Genomic DNA, 20,103 nt, shown 5'->3' on the forward strand with positions numbered 1-20,103 from the left:
TTTTATATGAGACTGGGGGTCCGAGGCCCGGCTCGCCGAGTACCGTACGGCCTGGGTGGGACTCGTCGGGTGACGAGGCCCGGGTGGCCCGGCCCTTCCGGGTCCGGGCCACCGGCGCTGGTGCCGTCAGAGGTGCGGTGCCGTCAGAGGTGCGTCGGCTCGAACATGCGGAGCAGGGCCGGGAGGACGACTACCGACGGGCCCGGGGTCGCGAGGGACTTCGCGAGGTCCGCCGTCAGGGATTCCGGGGTCGTCAGGGTCGCCGGGACGCCGAAGGACTCCGCCAGGGCGACGAAGTCGGGGCGGGACAGCTCCGTGCCCGTGGCCTCGCCGAACGCGCCCGTCATGTACTCGCGCAGGATGCCGTAGCCGCCGTCGTCCACGATCAGCCACGTCACGTCGAGGCCGTACTGCTTCGCCGTCGCCAGCTCCGCGATCGAGTACATCGCGCCGCCGTCGCCGGACACCGCGAGCACCGGCCGGCTCGGGTCCGCCGCCGCCGCGCCGAGCGCCGCCGGGAAGCCGTAGCCGAGGCCGCCCGCGCCCTGCGCGGAGTGCATCGTGTTCGGGTGCTTCGCGTCGAAGGCCGACCACGCCCAGTACGCCAGGATCGTCATGTCCCAGAAGCTCGGGGACCGCTCCGGGAGCGCCTCCCGTACCGCCGCGACGATCCGCTGCTCCAGGCCCAGGTCCTGTGCCGCGATCCGGTCCCGGACCTTCGTCAGGACGGCCGAGACCCGCTCGGGAGCGGTGGCGTCCCGGCGCTCCGGCACCGTCTCCAGGAGGGCCTGGAGTGCGAGCCGGGCGTCCGCGTGGATGCCGAGCGCCGGGTGGTTGGACTCCAGCTTCCCGGCGTCCGCCTCGATGTGGATCACCCGGCCGCGCGGCGCGAACGTGTGGTAGTTCGAGGACAGCTCCCCGAGCCCCGAGCCGACCACCAGCAGGACGTCCGCGTCCTCGAGGAAGTCGGTGGTGTGCCGGTCCTCCAGCCAGGACTGCAGCGACAGCGGGTGCTCCCAGGGGAACGCGCCCTTGCCGCCGAAGGTCGTCACCACGGGGAGGTCGAGCCGCTCCGCGAGCGCGAGCAGCTTGCCCGAGGCGTCGGAGCGGACGACCCCGCCGCCCGCGATGACCGCCGGGCGCTCGGCGTTCGCCAGGAGGTGCGCGGCGACCGCCGTCAGCTCGGGGCGCGGGGCGATGTCCTCGGGCGTGGCGTCCATCGCCGTCACCACCGGCAGGGTGGTCTCCGCGAGGAGCACGTCCTGCGGGATCTCCACCCAGACCGGCCCGTGCGGGGCGGTGAGCGCCGATTCCCAGGCCGCGGCGATGGCCGACGGAATCTGGGACTGCGTACGGACCGTGTGGACCGACTTCACGATGTCCCGGAAGGACGCCTGCTGGTCGCGCAGCTCGTGGAGGTAGCCGTGCCGGCCGCCGCCGAGGCCGGCCACCGGGATCTGGCTGCCGATCGCGAGGACGGGCGCGGAGGCGGCGGCCGCCTCCTGGAGCGCGGCAAGCGACATGAGCGCGCCGGGGCCGGTGGAGAGCAGCAGCGGGGCCGCCTCGCCGGTGATCCGGCCGTACGCGTCGGCGGCGAAGCCCGCGTTGTTCTCGACGCGGAGGCCGACGTACCGGAGGGAGGAGCGGCGCAGGGCGTCGAACATGCCCAGGGCGTGCTGGCCGGGGAGGCCGAAGACGGTGGTGGCGCCGAGGCCGGTGAGGGTCTCGACGACGAGGTCACCGCCGTTCCGCCCGGCGGGCGGGTTGAGCGCGGCCTCCGTCTGGGCGGCGGTGGGGCGCAGGACCAGGTCGTGGTCGTGGGTCATGGGGTCCCTCTGGGCGTGGCGAGATCGGTACGGTGCGGCCCCGGTGGGCGGGTTGTGCCCCTGCGTTCCGTCCGGGGGAGGAACGCGGGCCCACAACCCACCCGGGAGGTTACTTCGTGCGGCTCTCCGCGATCTGGCGGGACATGATCGTCGTCAGTTCGTACGCGGTGTGGGAGGCGGCGACCGCGGTGATCTCGGCGTGGTCGTAGGCCGGGGCGACCTCGACGACGTCCGCCGACACCAGGTTGCAGGAGGAGAGGCCGCGGAGGATCTCCAGGAGCTCGCGGGAGGTCATGCCGCCCGCCTCCGGGGTGCCGGTGCCCGGGGCGTGGGCCGGGTCGAGGCAGTCGATGTCGATGGAGATGTACAGCGGGCGGTCGCCGATGCGCTGGCGCAGCTGGTCGGCGACCTCGTCGGCGCCGCGGCGGTAGATGTCCGCCGAGGTGACGATGCCGAAGCCCATCTTCTCGTCGTCGGTGAGGTCCTGCTTGCCGTACAGCGGGCCGCGGGTGCCGACGTGGGAGAGCGCCTCGGTGTCGAGGATGCCCTCCTCGACGGCGCGGCGGAACGGGGTGCCGTGGGTGTACTCGGCGCCGAAGTACGTGTCCCAGGTGTCGAGGTGCGCGTCGAAGTGGAGCAGGGCGACGGGGCCGTGCTTCTTGGCGACGGAGCGGAGCAGCGGCAGGGCGATGGTGTGGTCGCCGCCGAGGGTCATCATGCGGGCGCCGGAGTTCAGCAGGTCGTCCGCCGCGGCCTCGATGGTCTCGACGGCCTCGTTGATGTTGAACGGGTTGGCGGCGATGTCACCGGCGTCCGCGACCTGGGCGAGGGCGAACGGGGAGGCGTCCTGCGCCGGGTTGTACGGGCGGAGCAGGCGGGAGGCCTCGCGGATGGCGTTGCCGCCGAAGCGGGCGCCGGGGCGGTAGGAGACGCCGCTGTCGAAGGGGACGCCGACCACGGCGATGTCGGCGGTGCCGACCTCGTCGAGCCGCGGCAGCCGGGCGAACGTCGCGGGACCGGCGTACCGCGGGATGCGGGACGAGTCGATCGGGCCGCGCGGGGTGTTCTGGTCGCTGCTGCTCATGGTCGGGTCCTCCTGGGGTGTATCGGTGGGGGTCCGGTCGGGGCCTCGGGTCTCGGGGCCCCGGCCGGGGGTCTCGGTGCGGTCAGCCGGTCGCGGGGGCCGGAACGGTCTCCGGCGTCGGGTCGGCCTCGGGGTTCTCCCGGCCCGCGAGGCGGGCGCGCCAGTGCGCGAGCACGGCGGCGTCCGTCGGGCGGGTTGCCAGGGAAACGATCACATATGCGGCGAGTGAGGCCAACAAACCGTAGTAAACAGGCTCATTCGCAAGGATTCCGTAAGTCCACATCAGGCCAATGACGGCCAGGCCGCCGACGGTGACCGCGGCGAGCGCACCCTGGACCGTGCCGCGGCGCCAGAGCAGACCGCCGAGGATCGGCACGAGGAGCCCGCCGACCAGCAGGTTGTAGGCGACGGTGAGGGCCTGGACGACGTCGTTGAGGGCGATGGCGATGAGGATGACGGCGACGCCCATGATCAGGATGAAGGCACGGTTGCCCTTCACCTCGTCGTGGTCGTCCTTGTCCGCCGACGCGGTTCCGCGCAGCCGCGACCAGATGTCGTTGTTGGCGACGGTGGCGCAGGCGATCAGCGCGCCGGAGGACGTCGACATGACGGCGGCGAGGGCGGCGGCGAGGACGAGACCCCGGACACCCATCGGCAGCTCGTCCTTGACGATGGTGGCGAAGGCGTCGTCGGCGCTCGGCAGGTTCGGGTAGAGCACCTTCGCCGCGGTGCCGATGACGGCTCCGGCGAGGGCGTACGCGAGGCAGTAGGTGCCGGCGACGGTGCCGCCCCACTTGGCGACCTTGTCGGTGCGGGCGGTGAAGACCCGCTGCCAGATGTCCTGGCCGATGAGCATGCCGAAGGTGTAGATCAGCACGTACGTGAAGATCGTCTCGCCGCCGATGCCGAGGGGCTCGAAGTACGAGGTGGGCAGCGCGGCCTTCATCTCGGCGAAGCCGCCCGCCTTGACGACGGCGATCGGCAGCAGCAGGAGCAGCACGCCGATGGTCTTCACGACGAACTGCACCATGTCGGTGATGGTGATGGACCACATGCCGCCGAGCGTCGAGTACGCGACGACGATGGTGCCGCCGAGGACGATCGCGAGGGTCCGGGGCAGGTCGAAGAGGACGTCGAAGATCGTGGCGTACGCGATCGTCGAGGTGACCGCCAGCATCAGCGTGTACGCCCACATGACGACGCCCGAGATGACGCCGGCCCGGCCGCCGTAGCGCAGGTCGAGCATCTCGGAGACGGTGTAGACCTTCAGCCGGGCGATCCGGGCGGAGAAGAACACGCTCAGCGCGAGCAGGCCGAGGCCGATGGCGAAGACCATCCAGGCGCCCGACAGGCCGTACTTGTAGCCGAGGCCCACGCCGCCGATGGTGGAGGCACCGCCGAGGACGATGGCGGCCATCGTGCCGGAGTACATCCAGGGACCGAGGCGGCGTCCGGCGACCAGGAACTCGCTCTTGGACTTGGCGCGGCGCATGCCCCACCAGCCCATCGCGAGCATGCCGGCCAGGTACAGGGCTATCACTGTGTAGTCGACGGCCATGGGGCCTCCTTCGTTCACCTCGGTGGCGTGTCGTGCAGGGGAGTGACCAGAGGCTGATCGCGGGGACATCCGCCCGTACCCGCGGCCTCTGGATGCCATGACAGTAGGTGGCCGGAAAGCGACGATGAAGTGTACGTTTCCTCCACTGACCGGGCGGGGGATGTACGAAGGGCCCATCACCATGACCTCCGCCGAGCCCGCCGCCACCCCTCCCGCGCCGCCGGTCTCGCTGGCCGCGCTGCTCGCCCGGCGGGACCTCGGGCTGCGGCTCCTCGCCGGTCCCGAGGACGTCTCGATCCACTGGGTGCACACCTCGGAGATGGCCGACCCGTATCCGTACCTCCTCGGCGGTGAGCTGCTCATGACGGCGGGCGTGCAGCTCGCCGATCCGGCGCACTACGTGGAGCGGGTGGTGGAGGCGGGTGCCGCGGCGCTCGCCTTCGGCGTGACGCCGGTGTACGACACGGTGCCCGCGGAGCTCGTCGAGGCCTGCGCCCGGCACGGTCTGCCGCTGGTCGAGGTGCCCCCGAGGACCCCGTTCACGGCGGTGGCGCGCGCGCTGTGGCGACTGATGGCGGAGGCCCGGCTCCACGAGCTCCGCCGGGTGACGGAGGCCCAGCAGTCCCTCGCGGCGGCCGCCGCCCGGCCGGCCCCGGTCCCGGCGGTGCTCGGCGCGCTCGCCTCACGGCTCGGGGGCCGGGCGGTGCTCTTCGGAGCGGACGGTACGGAGTCGGTGGCGGCCGGCCGGGAGGTGCCGGCGGAGACGGCCCGGGCGCTGCGGGACCTCGCGGGCGTCCTCGGCCCGCGCCCGGGCGGCCCGGCCTCGGCGAGCGGGGACGGCGGCGGGCTCCGGCTCGCCGCGTACGCGCTCGGCGGCGGGGACGGGCTGGCACTCGGGGTGGCGACGGAACGGCGCGGCCCCAGCGACCACACGATCGCGGGGGTCGCGGTCGTCCTGCTGTCCCTCCTGACGGCCCCGCACCGGGGCGCGGACGCGACCGTGCGGGACGGGGCCCTGGTCCGGCTGCTGCTCGGCACGGCACCGGCGGAGATCGCGGACTCGCTGGGCCCGGGCCCGTGGACGGTGGTCCACGCCTCGGGTGGCGACGGCACCCCGTTCGCGGCGGCGGGCCTGGCGGCGGCACTGGGGACACCGCTGCTGGACGCGGGCGGTACGGCACCGGCGGCGGAGGGCTCCGGCGGTACGGCTCCGGCGGCTGAGGGCTCCGGCGGTACGGCTCCGGGGTCGGCGAACTCCGGCCGTACGGCTCCGGGGGCCGCGAGCGCCGGCGGTACGGCTACGGGGGCCGCGCCCGGAGTCGTACGCCTGCTCCTGTCCGCCCCCTCCCCCGTCACCGCTCAGTCCGGCTGGACGCTGGGCGTGAGCGCCCCCGTCGAGGCGGGCGGGCTCGCGGCGGCCGACGCCCAGGCGGCGCGGGCCCTGCGACGGGCGGAGGCGACCGGGGCGGATCTGGTGCGGCACCGCCCGGGCGGGTTCGCCGCCCTGGTGGATCCGGACGAGGCCACCGCCCACGCGCGCGCCCTCCTCGCCCCGCTGAGCGAACCGCTCGCCGAGACCCTGGGCGTCTGGCTCTCGCTGCACGGCGGCTGGGACCGGACGGCCGCCGCGATGGACATCCACCGCAACACCGTCCGCCAGCGGATCACCCGCTGCGCCGCCCTCCTGGACCGGGACCTGGACGACCCGGACGTCCGCATGGAGCTGTGGTTCGCGCTCAAGTCCCGTTGAGGGGCGGGGGCGGGGCAGGGGTGCGGGTCACTGGACGCCTGCGGCCTGGGCGGCCGCAAGTTCCTCGACCCGGCTGCGGTACACCTCGGCCAGACCGCCGCCGTTCGCTCCGGGAACGCCCTCAGGACCGGCCCCGAGCGACTCCAGGACCGCGTCGGCGCGGGCCTGACGGTCCGCCAGCCCGTCCATGGTGTGCGGGTAGAGCAGGTCGAGCCCGCGCTTGTCGCCGTCCGACAGGTTCTGCCCGTCACCGGCCGGCGCGCAGCTGCTGGGGGTGGACTTGTAGAAGAACGCCGGGAACCGGTACAGCATCACGGACTTCGTGTCGAAGGGTCCGGCGACGAGATCCGGGGAGTCCACGGTGCGCAGGTTGTGATCCACCTTCGCGCGCGGCCATCGGTTCGGCGCCCCCGCGAGGAACGTGTAGATGCCGGGCTGCCGCCCCTGGGCGTCCGCCACGAAGGCGCCGGTCGGGTCCTGCGTGAGCGTGTACCCGGGCGGGTCCTCCCAGCGGAACTCGCCCTCGCAGGTGCCGCGCATGTTCTGGTGGGAGTGGTGGAACCCCAGTGCGTGCAGGAACTCGTGCCGCACGGTTCCCTCCCACCGGGCGGGCCTGTTCGACACGAACCGCCCGAGGTTCAGGCTGCGCTGGCCAGGATTGCCGCCGACCGGGCCGCCTCCCGCGCCGATGGCGCCGTCCGTGCTGTCGGTGCCCACCAGGGAGAAGAAGCCCGGCAGGTCGAAGCTGACCCGGATCTCCGCGGCGAGGGCGGTATCGGCCTCGGTCCATCGCCGGAACGGGCCACCTCCGCCGTTCTGCCCGAAGTCGAGTGTCAGGTTGCAGGCGTCGGTGATCTGCTTCGTCGCTCCGACGATGTCCGCGTGCAGTTGGTCGTTCCCGTCGAGGAACGCGACCCGCACCGTCTTGCCCAGAGGCCATCTCCCGATGTCGGTGATGAGGAACTCCAGACCGCCGGCGGCCGATGCGCGCCGCCAGCGGTCCCGAACCTCGATCTGGGCGACGACGTCGTCGGGCAGGGATTCGAGAGGGAGGGATTCGAGTTCCATGACGCGTCCTTTCGCATCACTCGCATCACATACGAAACGGTCCCCCCGGCCGGTACCGGTCTGATGACGGACGGGCAGCTCGGCTCGACCCACGAGCGTGCCGACGTCGGAAGCTCAGCTCACCTCCCAGTATCGCCCGATCGGCGGTACTCTGCGACTTGACTGTCACTCTGAGTAGTTCGCCGTCCGACAGGATGACGCTGCGTCAGGACCAGAGCTTGTTCACGGCGGTCTTGGTCGTCGTCTTGAAGGCCGTCAGCGGGGCGTCCTTCAGGTCGCCCATCTGACCCCACCGGACGAACGTGACGGTCCTGCCGTCACGGCCCACCGAGAAGAGGTGGATGTCCGTGTTGCCGACCTGCGGGTCGGCGGTGTCCAGGCTGTAGACCCAGGCGCCCTCCTCGACGGCGACCTTGCCGTGGGCGGCGCTGACGGCCTTCAGGCCCGGGTTCTGCTTCTGGAGCAGGGGTCCGCAGCCGGCGAGGGACTTGCGGAGGGTGTCGACCAGCTTCACGGCGTCGGCCTCGGTGCGGGCGACGGTGGTGATCTGGACGCCGTTGGTGTCGAGCTCGGTGTTGAACTCGCGGTAGCGGGTGTTCTGCGCCGGGATCTTGTACGGGGCGCAGAGGGCGCCGCCGTTCTCCGGGACGCCGGTGAAGATCTGGGTGGCGGTCCACGGCGTCGACGACGGCGGCATCTGGGACGCGGCGAGGAAGGCGGGCTGGGCGGCGGCCTGCGCCGGGCCCGTGGCGAGGGCCGCGAGGCCCAGGGCGGCAGCTGCGGTGGCGGCGAGCGCGGTGCGGAGCTTGTTCATGGTGGTGGATCCCCCGTCGGGTGGTTCGGTCAGTGCTCAACCAGCGTCGGGCCGGCGCCCGCCGCCTGCAACGGTGACGCGCCCGCCGCCCGTCCCGGAACCATTCCACCCCCGCTGACGTGCAAGGACGTGAAGGGTGGGACGCAGGGTCGAGGGGGATGGAATGCCGAAGGACGCCGCCGTCGAGGAATTCGCGCGGCTCGTGCGCGCGCTGAAGGCGCGGGACGGGCGGAGCTACGAGGCGCTGGGCCGGCGCCTGAGCGTCAGCGCTTCCACCCTGCACCGCTACTGCTCCGGCGCGACCGTCCCGGAGGAGTTCGCCGTGGTCGACCGCCTCGCCCTGCTGTGCGGGGCGGACGAGGAGGAGCGGCGGGCCCTGGAGCTGGCCTGGACCCGCGCGGACGGCGCCCGCCGCCCTCCGGTACCGGAACCCGGCCCGGAGCCGGCGCCCGAGCCCGCGCCCGGACCCGAGCCCGCGCCCGGCCCGGAGCCCGCGCCGGCCCCGGAGGCGACGCCCGAACCCGGCCCGGAGCCCGTGCTCGCGCGCGTGCCGGGCCTCCCGCCCGAGCGGCGGAGGCGCCGGTGGGGGTGGGTGGGCGTGGTCTGCGGGGCGCTGGCGGTCGTGGGGACGGTGACGCTCGGAGCCGTACTCCTGCCCGGGAAGACCGGGGAGCGGGCCGCCGAACCACCGGCGCCGCTGACGTGGACGGTCGCCTCGGACCTCTGGAAGAACGGATGCGGGCACACCTACCTCGTGGAGCGGACGCCCCCTCCCCCGCCGGAGGCCGCCGACGCGCGGAGCTGGGCGGCGGCGCAGGGGGCCGTGGACGGCGGGGAGACGCTGGTGCGGGTGTCGGTGCAGGGGAAGAGCACGACGGCGGTGGTCCTCCAGGCGCTGCACGTGCGGGTGGTGGACAGGGGCGCGCCGCTGCCGTGGGCGGCGTACCGGATGGACGACGGGTGCGGCGGGGCGGTCACTCCGCGCCGTTTCGAGGTGGACCTGGACCGGCCGCGGCCGGTGGCGCGGGCGCTGGACGGGTACGACGCCTCCGGGCAGGAGGGCCGGACGCTCCCGGCGGTCTCCTTCCCGTACGCGGTCAGCGCCGCCGAGCCGGAGGAGCTGCTGGTCTTCGCGGGGGCGGTGGGGTGCGACTGCCGCTGGTACCTGGAGCTGGAGTGGAGCTCGGAGGGGCGCCGGGGCACGGTCCGGATCGGGGACGAGGACGGCGCGCCCTTTCGGACGAGCGGGGCGAAGGGACGGCCCGCGTACGCGTACGACTCCGTGGGGCGGGCCTGGATCACAGGCGAGAAGTCTGGACAGGGTGAGTGACCGCTGGGTAACTTCGTTGACGACAGACTGAGCAAGCGCTTAGACAACTGGGCACCGGAGGAGTCGCATCGTGCGCCGTACCGTATTCAACGAGGACCACGAGGCGTTCCGGGAGACCATCCGCGCCTTCATCGAGGCCGAGGTCGTCCCGGTCTACGACGAGTGGTTCGCGGCCGGCCAGGCGCCGCGCGACTTCTACGACAAGCTCGGCGAGCTGGGCATCTTCGGCATCAACGTGCCCGAGGAGTTCGGCGGCGCGGGCCTGGACACCCACAAGTTCGAGGCCGTCCTCTACGAGGAGACCTCGCGCGCGGGTGTGCAGTTCGGCGGCTCCGGCGTCCACGTGCTGCTCGCCCTGCCGTACATCAAGATGCTCGCCACCGGCGACCAGAAGAAGCGCTACCTGCCGAAGTTCGTCACCGGCGAGGAGATGTGGGCCCTCGCGATGACCGAGCCGGGCACCGGCTCCGACGTCGCGGGCATGAAGACCACCGCCAAGCTCTCCGAGGACGGCACCCACTACGTCCTCAACGGCTCCAAGACCTTCATCACCGGTGGCGTCCACGCCGACCGCGTGATCGTCTGCGCCCGCACGTCCGCCCCGACGGCCGAGGACCGCCGCCACGGCATCTCCCTCTTCGCCGTGGACACCACGTCCGAGGGCTACTCCATCGGCCGCAAGCTGGACAAGCTCGGCCTGCGCACCTCCGACACCGCCGAGCTGGCCTTCGTCGACGTCAAGGTGCCCGTCGAGGACCTCCTCGGCGAGGAGAACAAGGGCTTCTACTACCTCGGCCACAACCTGGCCTCCGAGCGCTGGGGCATCGCCTTCGGCGCGTACGCGCAGGCCAAGGCCGCCGTGCGCTTCGCCAAGGAGTACGTGCAGGACCGCACCGTCTTCGGCAAGCCCGTCGCGCACTTCCAGAACACCAAGTTCGAGCTGGCCGCCTGCCAGGCCGAGGTCGACGCCGCCGAGGCCGTGGCCGACCGCGCCCTGGAGGCCCTCGACGCGGGCGAGCTGTCCCCGGCCGAGGCCGCGAGCGCCAAGCTCTTCTGCACCGAGGTCGCGCACCGCGTCATCGACCGCTGCCTCCAGCTGCACGGCGGCTACGGCTACATGAACGAGTACCCGATCGCGCGTCTCTACGCCGACAACCGCGTCAACCGCATCTACGGCGGCACCAGCGAGATCATGAAGTCGATCATCGCCAAGTCGATGGGCCTTTGACATCCTCCGCCCCGTGAACGGGGCGGAGTCCCTCTCACACCGCGTGCGGCCGAGTGGGTGGTCGACGCTTCGTAGACCGGGTAACCCCGAAGTCTCCACGTCCTGACACCGCCTGCCCGGCGGCGCGATCGATGTTGCGTCCCGCATTCGTGTCCGCGTTCCCCTCGAACCCGCAGCCAGGGTTCTTGCACACGAACCGGGCCTGGGTCTCACGGTTGCCCGGCGTGGTCAAGCCGCACGCGGAGCAGCACCGGGAGGTGTTCGGCGCGGGAACCTTGACCACGCTGCCGCCACGGTCGGCACTCTTGCACTCGAGCATCGTCACGGTCCTGCCCCACGCTTCGGCGGCAATGGCGCGGTTCAGTCCGGCTTTCTGACGGACGTTCCTGCCCGGAGTCTCCCTGGTCCCCCGGGCGGACCGGACCATGTTCGTGATGGCCAGGTCTTCCATCCCGATACGTGAGAACGTCTCGGCGATTTCGGTGGTGATCTTATGTTGCCAGTCGACGGCTCGGCGCTTGGCTGTCGCGCGGAGCCGGGCGATCTGGTCGTACGTTCGCGTCAGCCGCCGCGAGTTCTTCTCGCCGGGACGGCGGGCGCGACGCCTGCGCTCCTTCGTCTTCTCCAGCCGCCGCAGCCGTTCTCCTTCCCCATGGGTGAGCCAGGGGCCGTGATCGCGGAAGGTGCCGTCCGAGAGGGCGAGGGGGCGGGTGACGCCCCGGTCGATGCCGACCGTCGGCCCGGTGTGAGGGGCCGGTTCGGGTGCTTGGCTCTGGACGCGGAAGACGACATGCCAGCCGGCGGCTTCTTTCACCAGCCGGGCCCCGGTCACTCGGTTCTCCTTGTCGGCGTGCTTGCCGACGGGGAGATCCCTGGTCCAGCGGAACAGGACGTGTCCGATCTTCGGAACCCACATCCACCCCCACCGCCGGTTCAGACGCACGATCTGGAGGTCACGTCCCTGTGGGCCGCATGGCCTTGCTCCTCTGCGGCCGACGCCTGAGCGGGTGTGAGACAGAGCCGGGCCCTGTGGCCACGCTGACGCTTCAACACCCCTCCCGCATCTCACCCATTGACCGACACCACTGAGGCGACACCCCGGCCCTGACCCGGTCGCCGATAACTGCACTGGATGACCACCTGTGCCCCCGACCCGCCACCCGCCCCAGGCGCCGAAACGCCGCACAGACATCACACGCACCCTGCACACCGGCTTCGAGGCGACATCGAAGGAAGTCACCACCAACGTGATCACACCTGCTTGACCGAGCCGAGAACGACCGTGCAAGCTCTCGCCTCACACTGAGGTCAGAGCAATTCCGACATGGCCTGCATCCCCGCCCGAAGGCGGGCTCCGGCCAAGATCAGTGGTAGGTCCTGGTGCCCGACACACACAACGCCCTGGATGCCCTGCTCGATCTGCTCGACCTGGAGCGGATCGAGCGGGACATCTTCCGGGGCGAGTCCCGCTCCGCGCTCGTCCCCCGCGTCTTCGGCGGCCAGGTGGCCGCCCAGGCCCTGGTGGCGGCCGGGCGGACGGTCCCCGAGGACCGGCTCGCCCACTCCCTGCACGCGTACTTCCTGCGCCCCGGGGACCCGGGCGCGCCGATCGTGTACACCGTCGACCGGATCCGCGACGGACGCTCCTTCACCACCCGCCGGGTCGTCGCCGTCCAGCACGGGCAGCCGATCTTCCACCTCTCGGCGTCCTTCCAGACGTACGAGGAGGGGCTCGACCACCAGGCGGACATGCCGGCCGCGCCGGACCCGGAGTCGCTGCCCACGCCGGCCGAGATGCTGCCCCGTCACCTCCCCCGCGAGGTCGCGGACCGGCTGATCGAGGCCAGGGCGGCCGTCGACCTCCGCTATGCCGAGGTCCCGCCGTGGGGCTCGGTCGGGGAGCCGCGCGAGCCGCGCTCGCAGGTCTGGTTCCGCACCAACGGCAAGCTGGCCGACGACCCTCTCCTCCACGTCGTCCTCGCCACCTACGTCTCCGACATGACGCTGCTCGACTCCGTCCTGCTCGCGCACGGGCGGGGCGGCTGGGCCGTCGGGGACGTCGTCGGGGCGTCCCTGGACCACGCGATGTGGTTCCACCGCCCCTTCCGGGCCGACGAATGGCTCCTGTACGACCAGGAGTCGCCGACCGCGTCCGGCGGGCGCGGCCTGGGCCAGGCCAGGATCTACACGCAGGACGGCAGGCTCGCGATCTCGGTCATCCAGGAGGGTGTCGTTCGCGTGCCGCGCTGATGACCGGACATACCGTCCGATGTCATGGCAGAGCAGTCGGGCAGCGGTGAGAGCACGTTCACGGTGATCGTGGCGGCGGTGGCGAACCTGGGGATCGCCGCCGCCAAGGCCGTCGCCGGTGTCATCAGCGGATCCAGCGCGATGCTGTCGGAGGCCGCCCACTCGGTCGCCGACACCGTCACCGAGGTCATGCTGCTCACCGCGCTCAAGCGGAGCGAGAAGCCGGCGGACGAGGACCACCCGGTGGGCTACGCGGGCGAACGGTACGTCTGGGCGCTGCTCGCGGCCGTGGCCACCTTCGTGGGCGGCGCGGTCTTCTCCGTCTACGACGGCATCCACACCCTCACCCACGGCGAGGAGGTGGGCGACCCGCTGATCTCCTACATCGTGCTGGGCGTCGCCTTCGTCCTGGAGGGCTACTCGCTCCGGACCGGCGTCCGGCAGATGCGGGCCGAGGCGGAACGGGCCCGGACCCCCTTCGCCCGCTACCTCCGCCTCACCCCCGACACCACGGTGAAGGCGGTGGTGATGGAGGACTCCGCCGCCCTGGCCGGCCTGATGCTGGCGGCGGGCGGCCTCCTCGGCGTCCAGATCACCGGCTCCAGCGTCTGGGACGGCGTCGCCTCGATCCTCATCGGCGCGCTGCTCGTGTACGTGGCCTGGGTGCTGGGCCGCTCCAACGCCGAGCTCCTCATCGGCCGGCCGCTCCCGAAGCGGGTCCGGGCGGAGATCCGCGAGGAGCTGCTCTCCGTCCCGCACATCGTGGACGTCCTCGACCTGACGACGCTCATCCAGGGGCCCGGCGAGGTGCTGATCGCGGCGAAGGTCGACTTCCGTGACGTATCGTCCGCGGCACAGGTCGAGTGGGCGTGCGAGGACGCGGAATCCCAGCTCCGGGAACGCTTCCCGTCGATCCGCCGCGTGTATCTGGACCCGACGCCGGGCGTGGGGCAGCACCGGGACCGGCGGCCCTCCGATCCGGGCCCGATCTGACCGGCGTCCCGTGGCTGCACCTCGGCAGGGGCGACGGCACGTTCGCGCGCCCAACGTCCCCGCGCCGTACAGCTCCCCGTCCGGTACCCGCTCCCTCGTCTTCTGATCCCGTCACCCGTCTGCTGATCCCCTCGGTCCCGTCATCCGGTCCGGGGCGGTCGGGCCGTCAGAGGAGGCCCGCCGCGTTCAGGGTGTACGCCGTCATCGGCTCGTAGTAGCGCGGGTCCAGGACATGGTCGTCCAGCGGGATCGTGACCTGCATCGTGCCCTCGGCCTCACCGATGAAGAGGGCGGGGTCGTTGCAGTCGGCGTAGCCGACGGAGTCGATCCCCCGCTGACCCGCACGCCCGGCCCACCCGTGGTCCGCGATCACCAGATCGGGCCGTCCGTCCTCGCCGAGCGCGTCGAGGATCGCGTTCATCGGCTCCGGGGAGTGGGTGTGCCAGAGGCTCGCGCCCCGTTCGAAGACCGCGACGTCGGCGAACTGCACGACGTACCCCTCGTCGGCGACGAGCCCTCCGGGGATCTTCACGATGTCGCAGCCCTGGGCGCGCAGCCCGGCCGCGACCCGGCTGTGCACGTCGATCAGCGCGCCGGGGTGGCCGGTCGCGAAGAGGACCCGCTGCTTGCCGGCGGCGGCCTTGCGCAGCCGGGCGGCCATCCGCTCCAGTCCGTCCACGGTGAGCTCGGGGTCGATGGTGTCCTGGCCGGCCCGGTGGGCCGGGTCGTCGATGACGCCGCAGCGCTCGGCCATCACGGCGAGCACGTCCTGCTCGTCGGTCCAGCGGTCGCCGAGCTCCAGGCCGAGCCAGTAGTGCCGGTCGCCGTTGGCGAGCTTGCGGTAGTGGGAGAGGTTGTTGTCGCGCGGGGTGGCGACGTCTCCCGCGATCCGGGTGCGGACGAGGTGCTCGACAAGGGCGGGGCGGCTGAGTATCGGCATGGGGTTCATTCTGGAGGACGGCCTGCCGTTGTGGGCAATCGTTCCGTCCCGTGGACCCGCCGGGAGCCGCGCACCGCTCAGCCCTCGAGCGCTCCGAAGGCCCCGTGGGCGAGGCGCCGGAGCAGGTCCTCCATGGACCGGCGCCCCACCGCGTCGAGGTGCGGTGTCGAGTTGAGCAGGCCGAACACCGCGTGGACCGCCGTCCGCGACTCCGACTCGCCCGCGTCCGGGTAGAGCTCCCGCACCACCGTCACCCAGAGCTCCACGTACTGCCGCTGGAGCTGCCGGACCCGCTTGCGGTCCTCGTCCTTGAGGCGGTCCAGCTCGCGGTCGTGGAGGGTGATCAGCGGCCGGTCGTCGAGGGCGAAGTCGATGTGGCCGTCGATGAGGGCGCCGAGCAGGGCCTCGGGGTCGCCGGTGGTCTCGCCGACCCGCAGCCGGCCGCCGTCGAGGAGCCGCTCGCTGATGCCGACGAGGAGCTCGGCGAGCATCGCGTCCTTGCCGGGGAAGTGGCGGTAGAGGCCGGGGCCGCTGATGCCGACGGCGGCTCCTATCTCGTCCACGCCCACGCCGTGGAAGCCGCGCTCGGCGAAGAGGCGGGCGGCCTCCTTGAGGATCTGCTGGCGCCGCGTCGGGGCGTCGGTCCTGCCGGTGGCGGTCCGGGTCGTGGCGGGGGTCGTGGTCATGGATTCGATTCTAGACAACCCGGTTAGCGGTCGTTAACCTGAACGGCATACGTTAACGCTCATTAACCGAGCAAGGGAGCTCGAGGGATGCAGCAGGCACCTGTGCTGGCGAGTACGGCGGATCCCGCCTCGCCGGCCTGGCAGGCGAACGAGGCGGCGCACCACGAGCTGGCGGCCGTCCTGCGCGCCAAGCTCGCGGCGGCGGCGCTGGGCGGCGGTGAGAAGTCCCGGGCCCGGCACACCGCGCGCGGGAAGCTGCTGCCGAGGGACCGGGTGGACACCCTGCTCGACCCCGGCTCCCCCTTCCTGGAGCTGGCGCCGCTCGCGGCGAACGGGATGTACGGCGACGCGGCCCCGGCGGCCGGGGTCATCGCGGGCATCGGCCGGGTCTCGGGCCGCGAGTGCGTGATCGTCGCCAACGACGCGACGGTCAAGGGCGGCACGTACTACCCGATGACGGTGAAGAAGCACCTCCGGGCCCAGGAGGTGGCGCTGGAGAACCGTCTCCCCTGCCTCTACCTGGTCGACTCGGGCGGCGCGTTCCTGCCGATGCAGGACGAGGTCTTCCCCGACCGGGAGCACTTCGGCCGGATCTTCTACAACCAGGCCCGGATGTCCGGCGCGGGCATCCCGCAGATCGCGGCGGTCCTCGGCTCGTGCACGGCCGGTGGCGCGTACGTGCCGGCGATGAGCGACGAGGCCGTGATCGTACGGAACCAGGGCACGATCTTCCTCGGCGGTCCGCCGCTGGTGAAGGCGGCGACCGGTGAGGTCGTGACGGCGGAGGAGCTGGGCGGCGGCGAGGTCCACTCGCGGATCTCCGGCGTCACCGACCATCTGGCCGAGGACGACGCCCACGCGCTGCGGATCGTGCGGAACATCGTGGCGACGCTGCCCGAGCGCGGCCCGCTGCCGTGGTCGGTCGAGCCGGTCGAGGAGCCGAAGGTGGATCCGGCCGGGCTGTACGGCGCGGTGCCGGTGGACTCCCGTACGCCTTACGACGTGCGCGAGGTCATCGCCCGGGTCGTGGACGGCTCCCGCTTCCAGGAGTTCAAGTCCGAGTACGGGCAGACCCTGATCACCGGTTTCGCCCGGATCCACGGGCATCCGGTCGGCATCGTCGCCAACAACGGCATCCTGTTCGCCGAGTCCGCCCAGAAGGGCGCGCACTTCATCGAGCTGTGCGACCAGCGCGGCATCCCGCTGGTCTTCCTGCAGAACATCACCGGCTTCATGGTCGGCAAGGCGTACGAGCACGGCGGCATCGCCAAGCACGGCGCCAAGATGGTGACGGCCGTGGCCACCACCCGGGTCCCGAAGCTGACGGTCGTCGTCGGCGGTTCGTACGGCGCGGGCAACTACTCGATGTGCGGCCGGGCGTACTCGCCGCGCTTCCTGTGGATGTGGCCGAACGCCAAGATCTCGGTCATGGGCGGCGAGCAGGCCGCGTCCGTCCTCGCGACCGTCAAGCGCGACCAGCTCGGCGACGAGTGGAGCGCGGCGGACGAGGAGGCCTTCAAGGCCCCGATCCGCGAGCAGTACGAGACCCAGGGCAGCGCCTACTACGCGAGCGCCCGGCTCTGGGACGACGGGGTCATCGACCCGCTGGAGACCCGGCAGGTCCTCGGACTCGCCCTGACCGCCTGTGCCAACGCGCCCCTGGGAGACCCCCAGTTCGGCGTCTTCCGGATGTGAGGGTGTGAGGACGTCCATGTTCGACACAGTGCTCGTCGCGAATCGCGGCGAGATCGCGGTCCGGGTCATCCGCACGCTGCGGGCGCTCGGTGTGCGTTCGGTCGCGGTGTACAGCGACGCGGACGCCGACGCCCGGCACGTACGGGAGGCGGACACGGCGGTGCGGATCGGCCCGCCGCCGGCCTCGGAGTCGTACCTGTCGGTGGAGGCGCTCCTCGACGCGGCCCGACGCACGGGCGCGCAGGCGGTGCACCCCGGCTACGGCTTCCTCGCGGAGAACGCGGGCTTCGCGCAGGCGTGCGCGGACGCGGGGCTCGTCTTCATCGGCCCGCCCGCCTCGGCGATCTCCCTGATGGGCGACAAGATCAGGGCGAAGGAGACGGTGAAGGCGGCGGGTGTCCCCGTCGTCCCCGGCGCGGCCGACCCCGAACTGGAGGCAGCGGCGCGCGAGTTGGGCGCACCGGTGCTGCTCAAGCCGAGCGTGGGGGGCGGCGGCAAGGGCATGCGGCTGGTCCGCGACCTGTCGACGCTGACGGAGGAGATCGCGTCCGCGCGTCGCGAGGCCCGCGCCTCCTTCGGTGACGACACGCTGCTGGTGGAGCGGTGGATCGACCGGCCCCGGCACATCGAGATCCAGGTCCTGGCGGACGCCCACGGGAACGTGGTCCACCTGGGCGAGCGCGAGTGCTCGCTCCAGCGCCGCCACCAGAAGATCATCGAGGAGGCGCCGAGCGTTCTGCTGACCCCGGAGCTCCGGGCGTCGATGGGCGCGGCGGCGGTCGAGGCGGCGCGCTCCTGCGGGTACGTGGGCGCGGGCACGGTCGAGTTCATCGTGCCGGGCGGCGACCCGTCCTCGTACTGCTTCATGGAGATGAACACCCGTCTCCAGGTCGAGCACCCGGTCACCGAGCTCATCACGGGCGTGGACCTGGTGGAGTGGCAGCTGCGGGTGGCTTCGGGCGAGCCGCTGCCCTTCGCGCAGGAGGACATCACCCTCACGGGCTGGGCGGTCGAGGCGCGGATCTGCGCGGAGGACCCCTCCCGGGGCTTCCTGCCCTCGGGCGGCACGGTCCTGGCCCTGAACGAGCCGGCGGGCGAAGGGGTCCGCACGGACTCGGGCCTTTCGGAGGGCACGGAGGTCTCGTCCCTCTACGACCCGATGCTGTCGAAGGTCATCGTCCACGCCGAGGACCGCCCGACGGCCCTGCGCCGCCTGCGCGCGGCCCTGGCGGACACGGTGACCCTGGGCGTCCCGACGAACGCGGGCTTCCTGCGCCGGCTCCTGGCCCACCCGGACGTCGTCTCCGGCGCCCTGGACACGGGCCTCGTGGAGCGGGACGCGGAGAGCCTGGTCCCGGAGGGGATCCCGGCGGAGGTGTACGCGGCGGCGGCGGCCGTCCGGCTCGCGGAGCTGGCTCCGGCTCCCGGGGGCGGCTGGACCGACCCGTTCTCGGTGCCGAGCGGCTGGCGCCTGGGCGGCAGCCCGGCCCCGCTTCCCTTCCCCGTGCGGGCAGCGGGACTCGAGGCCGTCATGGCCGAGGCGCCGGCCGGCGCCCGGGTCACGGACGCCTCCGTGGCGGTCACGGTGGACGGCGTCGTCCACCGCTTCCACCGGGCCGGCGACTGGCTCGGCCGTGACGGCGACTCCTGGCACGTCATGGATCACGACCCCGTCGCCGCCGCGCTCTCCGGTGCACGGCACGGCGGTGCCGACACGCTCGCCGCTCCCATGCCGGGGACCGTGACCGTGGTCAAGGTGGCCGTCGGGGACGAGGTCGAGGCCGGGCAGAGCCTGCTGGTCGTCGAGGCGATGAAGATGGAGCACGTCATCTCCGCCCCGCACGCCGGCACCGTCACCGAGCTGGACGTCACGCCCGGTTCGACCGTCGCCATGGACCAGATCCTGGCCGTGGTGACGCCCCGCGAGGAGGAGGCCGCGTGACCGCCGCGGGACTGCCCATGGTCGTGCCCGATCCCGCGCTGCCGGCGCGGGTGCGGATCCACGAGGTCGGTGCGCGCGACGGGCTGCAGAACGAGAAGGGCGCCGTACCGACGGACGTGAAGGCGGAGTTCATCCGGCGGCTCGCCGCCGCCGGGCTCTCCACCGTCGAGGCGACCAGCTTCGTGCACCCCAGGTGGGTGCCCCAGCTGGCGGACGCGGAGGACCTGTACCCGCTGGTCCGCGATCTGCCGGTCCGGCTCCCGGTGCTGGTGCCGAACGAGCGCGGTCTCGACCGCGCCCTCGCCCTCGGGGTCCGGGAGATCGCCGTCTTCGCGTCCGCGACGGAGTCCTTCGCGAAGGCCAACCTCAACCGGACCGTCGACGAGGCCCTCGCCCTCTTCGCCCCCACGGTCACCCGTGCCATAGAGGCGGGGCTCAAGGTCCGCGGCTACCTGTCGATGTGCTTCGGCGACCCCTGGGAGGGCGCCGTGCCGGTCGAGCAGGTCGTCCGCGTCACCAAGGCCCTCGCCGAGATGGGCTGCGACGAGCTGAGCCTCGGCGACACCATCGGGGTCGCCACCCCCGGGCATGTGTCGGATCTGCTCCGGGCGCTGAACGGCGCCGGCGTCCCGACCTCCCGCCTGGCCGTGCACTTCCACGACACCTACGGCCAGGCCCTCTCCAACACGCTCGCCGCGCTCCGCCACGGAGTGACCACGGTCGACGCCTCCGCCGGCGGCCTCGGCGGCTGCCCGTACGCGAAGAGCGCGACCGGCAATCTCGCCACCGAGGATCTCGTGTGGATGCTCGACGGTCTCGGCATCGAGACCGGGGTCGATCTGGCCGCCCTCACCGCCACGAGCGTGTGGATGGCCGACCAGCTGGGCCGGCCCAGCCCCTCCCGTACCGTCCGCGCCCTCTCCCACAAGGAGTGACGTC

General features: G+C 72.4%; 16 protein-coding genes. 8 read left to right on the forward strand and 8 right to left on the reverse strand.

Features of this window, described 5'->3' with window-relative positions; translation table 11 throughout:
* Positions 1-143: 143 nt before the first annotated feature.
* The 3 genes from ACFQ79_RS26755 to ACFQ79_RS26765 form a co-directional block, all read right to left on the reverse strand.
* Positions 144-1,826, reverse strand: coding sequence for a thiamine pyrophosphate-binding protein (locus ACFQ79_RS26755; protein WP_383587959.1), 1,683 nt, complete (start codon positions 1,824-1,826; stop codon positions 144-146).
* A 109-nt stretch (positions 1,827-1,935) separates the two neighbouring features.
* Complete coding sequence (gene speB, locus ACFQ79_RS26760) at positions 1,936-2,910, reverse strand: agmatinase (RefSeq protein WP_383587962.1); 975 nt, start codon at positions 2,908-2,910, stop codon at positions 1,936-1,938.
* A gap of 82 nt (positions 2,911-2,992) precedes the next feature.
* Positions 2,993-4,468: a sodium:solute symporter gene (locus tag ACFQ79_RS26765; RefSeq protein WP_383587965.1), complete on the reverse strand. Its 1,476-nt coding sequence runs from the start codon at positions 4,466-4,468 to the stop codon at positions 2,993-2,995.
* 181 nt (positions 4,469-4,649) lie between these two features.
* On the opposite strand from ACFQ79_RS26765, the gene ACFQ79_RS26770 reads away from it, so the two are divergent.
* Positions 4,650-6,218 carry a PucR family transcriptional regulator gene (locus ACFQ79_RS26770; protein ID WP_383587968.1) on the forward strand — a complete coding sequence of 523 codons (1,569 nt, stop codon included), beginning with the start codon at positions 4,650-4,652 and terminating at the stop codon, positions 6,216-6,218.
* Positions 6,219-6,245: 27 nt separating this feature from the next.
* On the opposite strand, the gene ACFQ79_RS26775 is transcribed toward ACFQ79_RS26770, so the two are convergent.
* Together ACFQ79_RS26775 and ACFQ79_RS26780 are read right to left on the reverse strand one after the other, a co-directional pair.
* Positions 6,246-7,286 (reverse strand): hypothetical protein, encoded by a 1,041-nt coding sequence (locus tag ACFQ79_RS26775; RefSeq protein ID WP_383587971.1) that lies wholly within the window; start codon positions 7,284-7,286, stop codon positions 6,246-6,248.
* Between the two features lie 205 nt (positions 7,287-7,491).
* Positions 7,492-8,100 carry a hypothetical protein gene (locus ACFQ79_RS26780; RefSeq protein ID WP_383587973.1) on the reverse strand — a complete coding sequence of 203 codons (609 nt, stop codon included), beginning with the start codon at positions 8,098-8,100 and terminating at the stop codon, positions 7,492-7,494.
* Positions 8,101-8,263: 163 nt separating this feature from the next.
* Between ACFQ79_RS26780 and ACFQ79_RS26785 the strand changes: the two genes are divergently transcribed.
* Together ACFQ79_RS26785 and ACFQ79_RS26790 are read left to right on the forward strand one after the other, a co-directional pair.
* Positions 8,264-9,430 (forward strand): helix-turn-helix domain-containing protein, encoded by a 1,167-nt coding sequence (locus ACFQ79_RS26785; RefSeq protein WP_383587976.1) that lies wholly within the window; start codon positions 8,264-8,266, stop codon positions 9,428-9,430.
* A gap of 70 nt (positions 9,431-9,500) precedes the next feature.
* The gene (locus ACFQ79_RS26790) at positions 9,501-10,658 is read left to right on the forward strand and encodes an acyl-CoA dehydrogenase family protein (protein ID WP_383587979.1); all 1,158 of its coding nucleotides are present in this window, start codon (positions 9,501-9,503) and stop codon (positions 10,656-10,658) included.
* Between the two features lie 34 nt (positions 10,659-10,692).
* Here the strand turns inward: ACFQ79_RS26790 and ACFQ79_RS26795 are convergent, their stop codons facing one another.
* A complete protein-coding gene (locus ACFQ79_RS26795) occupies positions 10,693-11,601 on the reverse strand; it encodes an RNA-guided endonuclease InsQ/TnpB family protein (RefSeq protein WP_383587982.1) in 909 nt (302 codons plus the stop codon).
* Positions 11,602-12,038: 437 nt separating this feature from the next.
* Between ACFQ79_RS26795 and ACFQ79_RS26800 the strand changes: the two genes are divergently transcribed.
* Positions 12,039-12,908 (forward strand): acyl-CoA thioesterase, encoded by an 870-nt coding sequence (locus tag ACFQ79_RS26800; RefSeq protein WP_383587985.1) that lies wholly within the window; start codon positions 12,039-12,041, stop codon positions 12,906-12,908.
* 24 nt (positions 12,909-12,932) lie between these two features.
* Complete coding sequence (locus tag ACFQ79_RS26805) at positions 12,933-13,901, forward strand: cation diffusion facilitator family transporter (protein ID WP_383587988.1); 969 nt, start codon at positions 12,933-12,935, stop codon at positions 13,899-13,901.
* 166 nt (positions 13,902-14,067) lie between these two features.
* On the opposite strand, the gene ACFQ79_RS26810 is transcribed toward ACFQ79_RS26805, so the two are convergent.
* The gene (locus ACFQ79_RS26810; protein ID WP_383587991.1) at positions 14,068-14,841 is read right to left on the reverse strand and encodes a phosphatase; all 774 of its coding nucleotides are present in this window, start codon (positions 14,839-14,841) and stop codon (positions 14,068-14,070) included.
* 77 nt (positions 14,842-14,918) lie between these two features.
* Positions 14,919-15,527 (reverse strand): TetR/AcrR family transcriptional regulator, encoded by a 609-nt coding sequence (locus ACFQ79_RS26815; RefSeq protein ID WP_383587994.1) that lies wholly within the window; start codon positions 15,525-15,527, stop codon positions 14,919-14,921.
* A gap of 87 nt (positions 15,528-15,614) precedes the next feature.
* Here ACFQ79_RS26815 and ACFQ79_RS26820 point away from each other — a divergent pair, with 87 nt between their 5' ends.
* Genes ACFQ79_RS26820 through ACFQ79_RS26830 form a run of 3 tightly spaced genes read left to right on the forward strand, consistent with a single transcriptional unit; the run spans position 15,615 to position 20,099 of the window.
* A complete protein-coding gene (locus ACFQ79_RS26820) occupies positions 15,615-17,222 on the forward strand; it encodes a carboxyl transferase domain-containing protein (protein WP_383587996.1) in 1,608 nt (535 codons plus the stop codon).
* A gap of 16 nt (positions 17,223-17,238) precedes the next feature.
* On the forward strand, positions 17,239-19,164 hold the full coding sequence (locus tag ACFQ79_RS26825; protein ID WP_383587999.1) for a biotin carboxylase N-terminal domain-containing protein: 1,926 nt from the start codon (positions 17,239-17,241) through the stop codon (positions 19,162-19,164).
* Positions 19,165-19,181: 17 nt separating this feature from the next.
* Entirely contained in the window at positions 19,182-20,099 is a 918-nt protein-coding gene (locus ACFQ79_RS26830; protein WP_383588046.1) for a hydroxymethylglutaryl-CoA lyase, read from the forward strand.
* Positions 20,100-20,103: the final 4 nt, after the last annotated feature.

The organism is Streptomyces sp. NPDC056480 (assembly GCF_042795405.1).
In the GTDB taxonomy this organism is placed as follows: Bacteria; Actinomycetota; Actinomycetes; order Streptomycetales; family Streptomycetaceae; genus Streptomyces.

Coding starts and splice junctions, on each gene's coding strand:
- ACFQ79_RS26775 (WP_383587971.1), bottom strand. CDS start 7,286: ATGGAACTCGAATCCCTCCCTCTCGAATCCCTGCCCGACGACGTCGTC.
- ACFQ79_RS26765 (WP_383587965.1), bottom strand. CDS start 4,468: ATGGCCGTCGACTACACAGTGATAGCCCTGTACCTGGCCGGCATGCTC.
- ACFQ79_RS26810 (WP_383587991.1), bottom strand. CDS start 14,841: ATGCCGATACTCAGCCGCCCCGCCCTTGTCGAGCACCTCGTCCGCACC.
- ACFQ79_RS26820 (WP_383587996.1), top strand. CDS start 15,615: ATGCAGCAGGCACCTGTGCTGGCGAGTACGGCGGATCCCGCCTCGCCG.
- ACFQ79_RS26780 (WP_383587973.1), bottom strand. CDS start 8,100: ATGAACAAGCTCCGCACCGCGCTCGCCGCCACCGCAGCTGCCGCCCTG.
- ACFQ79_RS26785 (WP_383587976.1), top strand. CDS start 8,264: ATGCCGAAGGACGCCGCCGTCGAGGAATTCGCGCGGCTCGTGCGCGCG.
- ACFQ79_RS26805 (WP_383587988.1), top strand. CDS start 12,933: ATGGCAGAGCAGTCGGGCAGCGGTGAGAGCACGTTCACGGTGATCGTG.
- speB (WP_383587962.1), bottom strand. CDS start 2,910: ATGAGCAGCAGCGACCAGAACACCCCGCGCGGCCCGATCGACTCGTCC.
- ACFQ79_RS26770 (WP_383587968.1), top strand. CDS start 4,650: ATGACCTCCGCCGAGCCCGCCGCCACCCCTCCCGCGCCGCCGGTCTCG.
- ACFQ79_RS26830 (WP_383588046.1), top strand. CDS start 19,182: ATGGTCGTGCCCGATCCCGCGCTGCCGGCGCGGGTGCGGATCCACGAG.
- ACFQ79_RS26755 (WP_383587959.1), bottom strand. CDS start 1,826: ATGACCCACGACCACGACCTGGTCCTGCGCCCCACCGCCGCCCAGACG.
- ACFQ79_RS26815 (WP_383587994.1), bottom strand. CDS start 15,527: ATGACCACGACCCCCGCCACGACCCGGACCGCCACCGGCAGGACCGAC.
- ACFQ79_RS26825 (WP_383587999.1), top strand. CDS start 17,239: ATGTTCGACACAGTGCTCGTCGCGAATCGCGGCGAGATCGCGGTCCGG.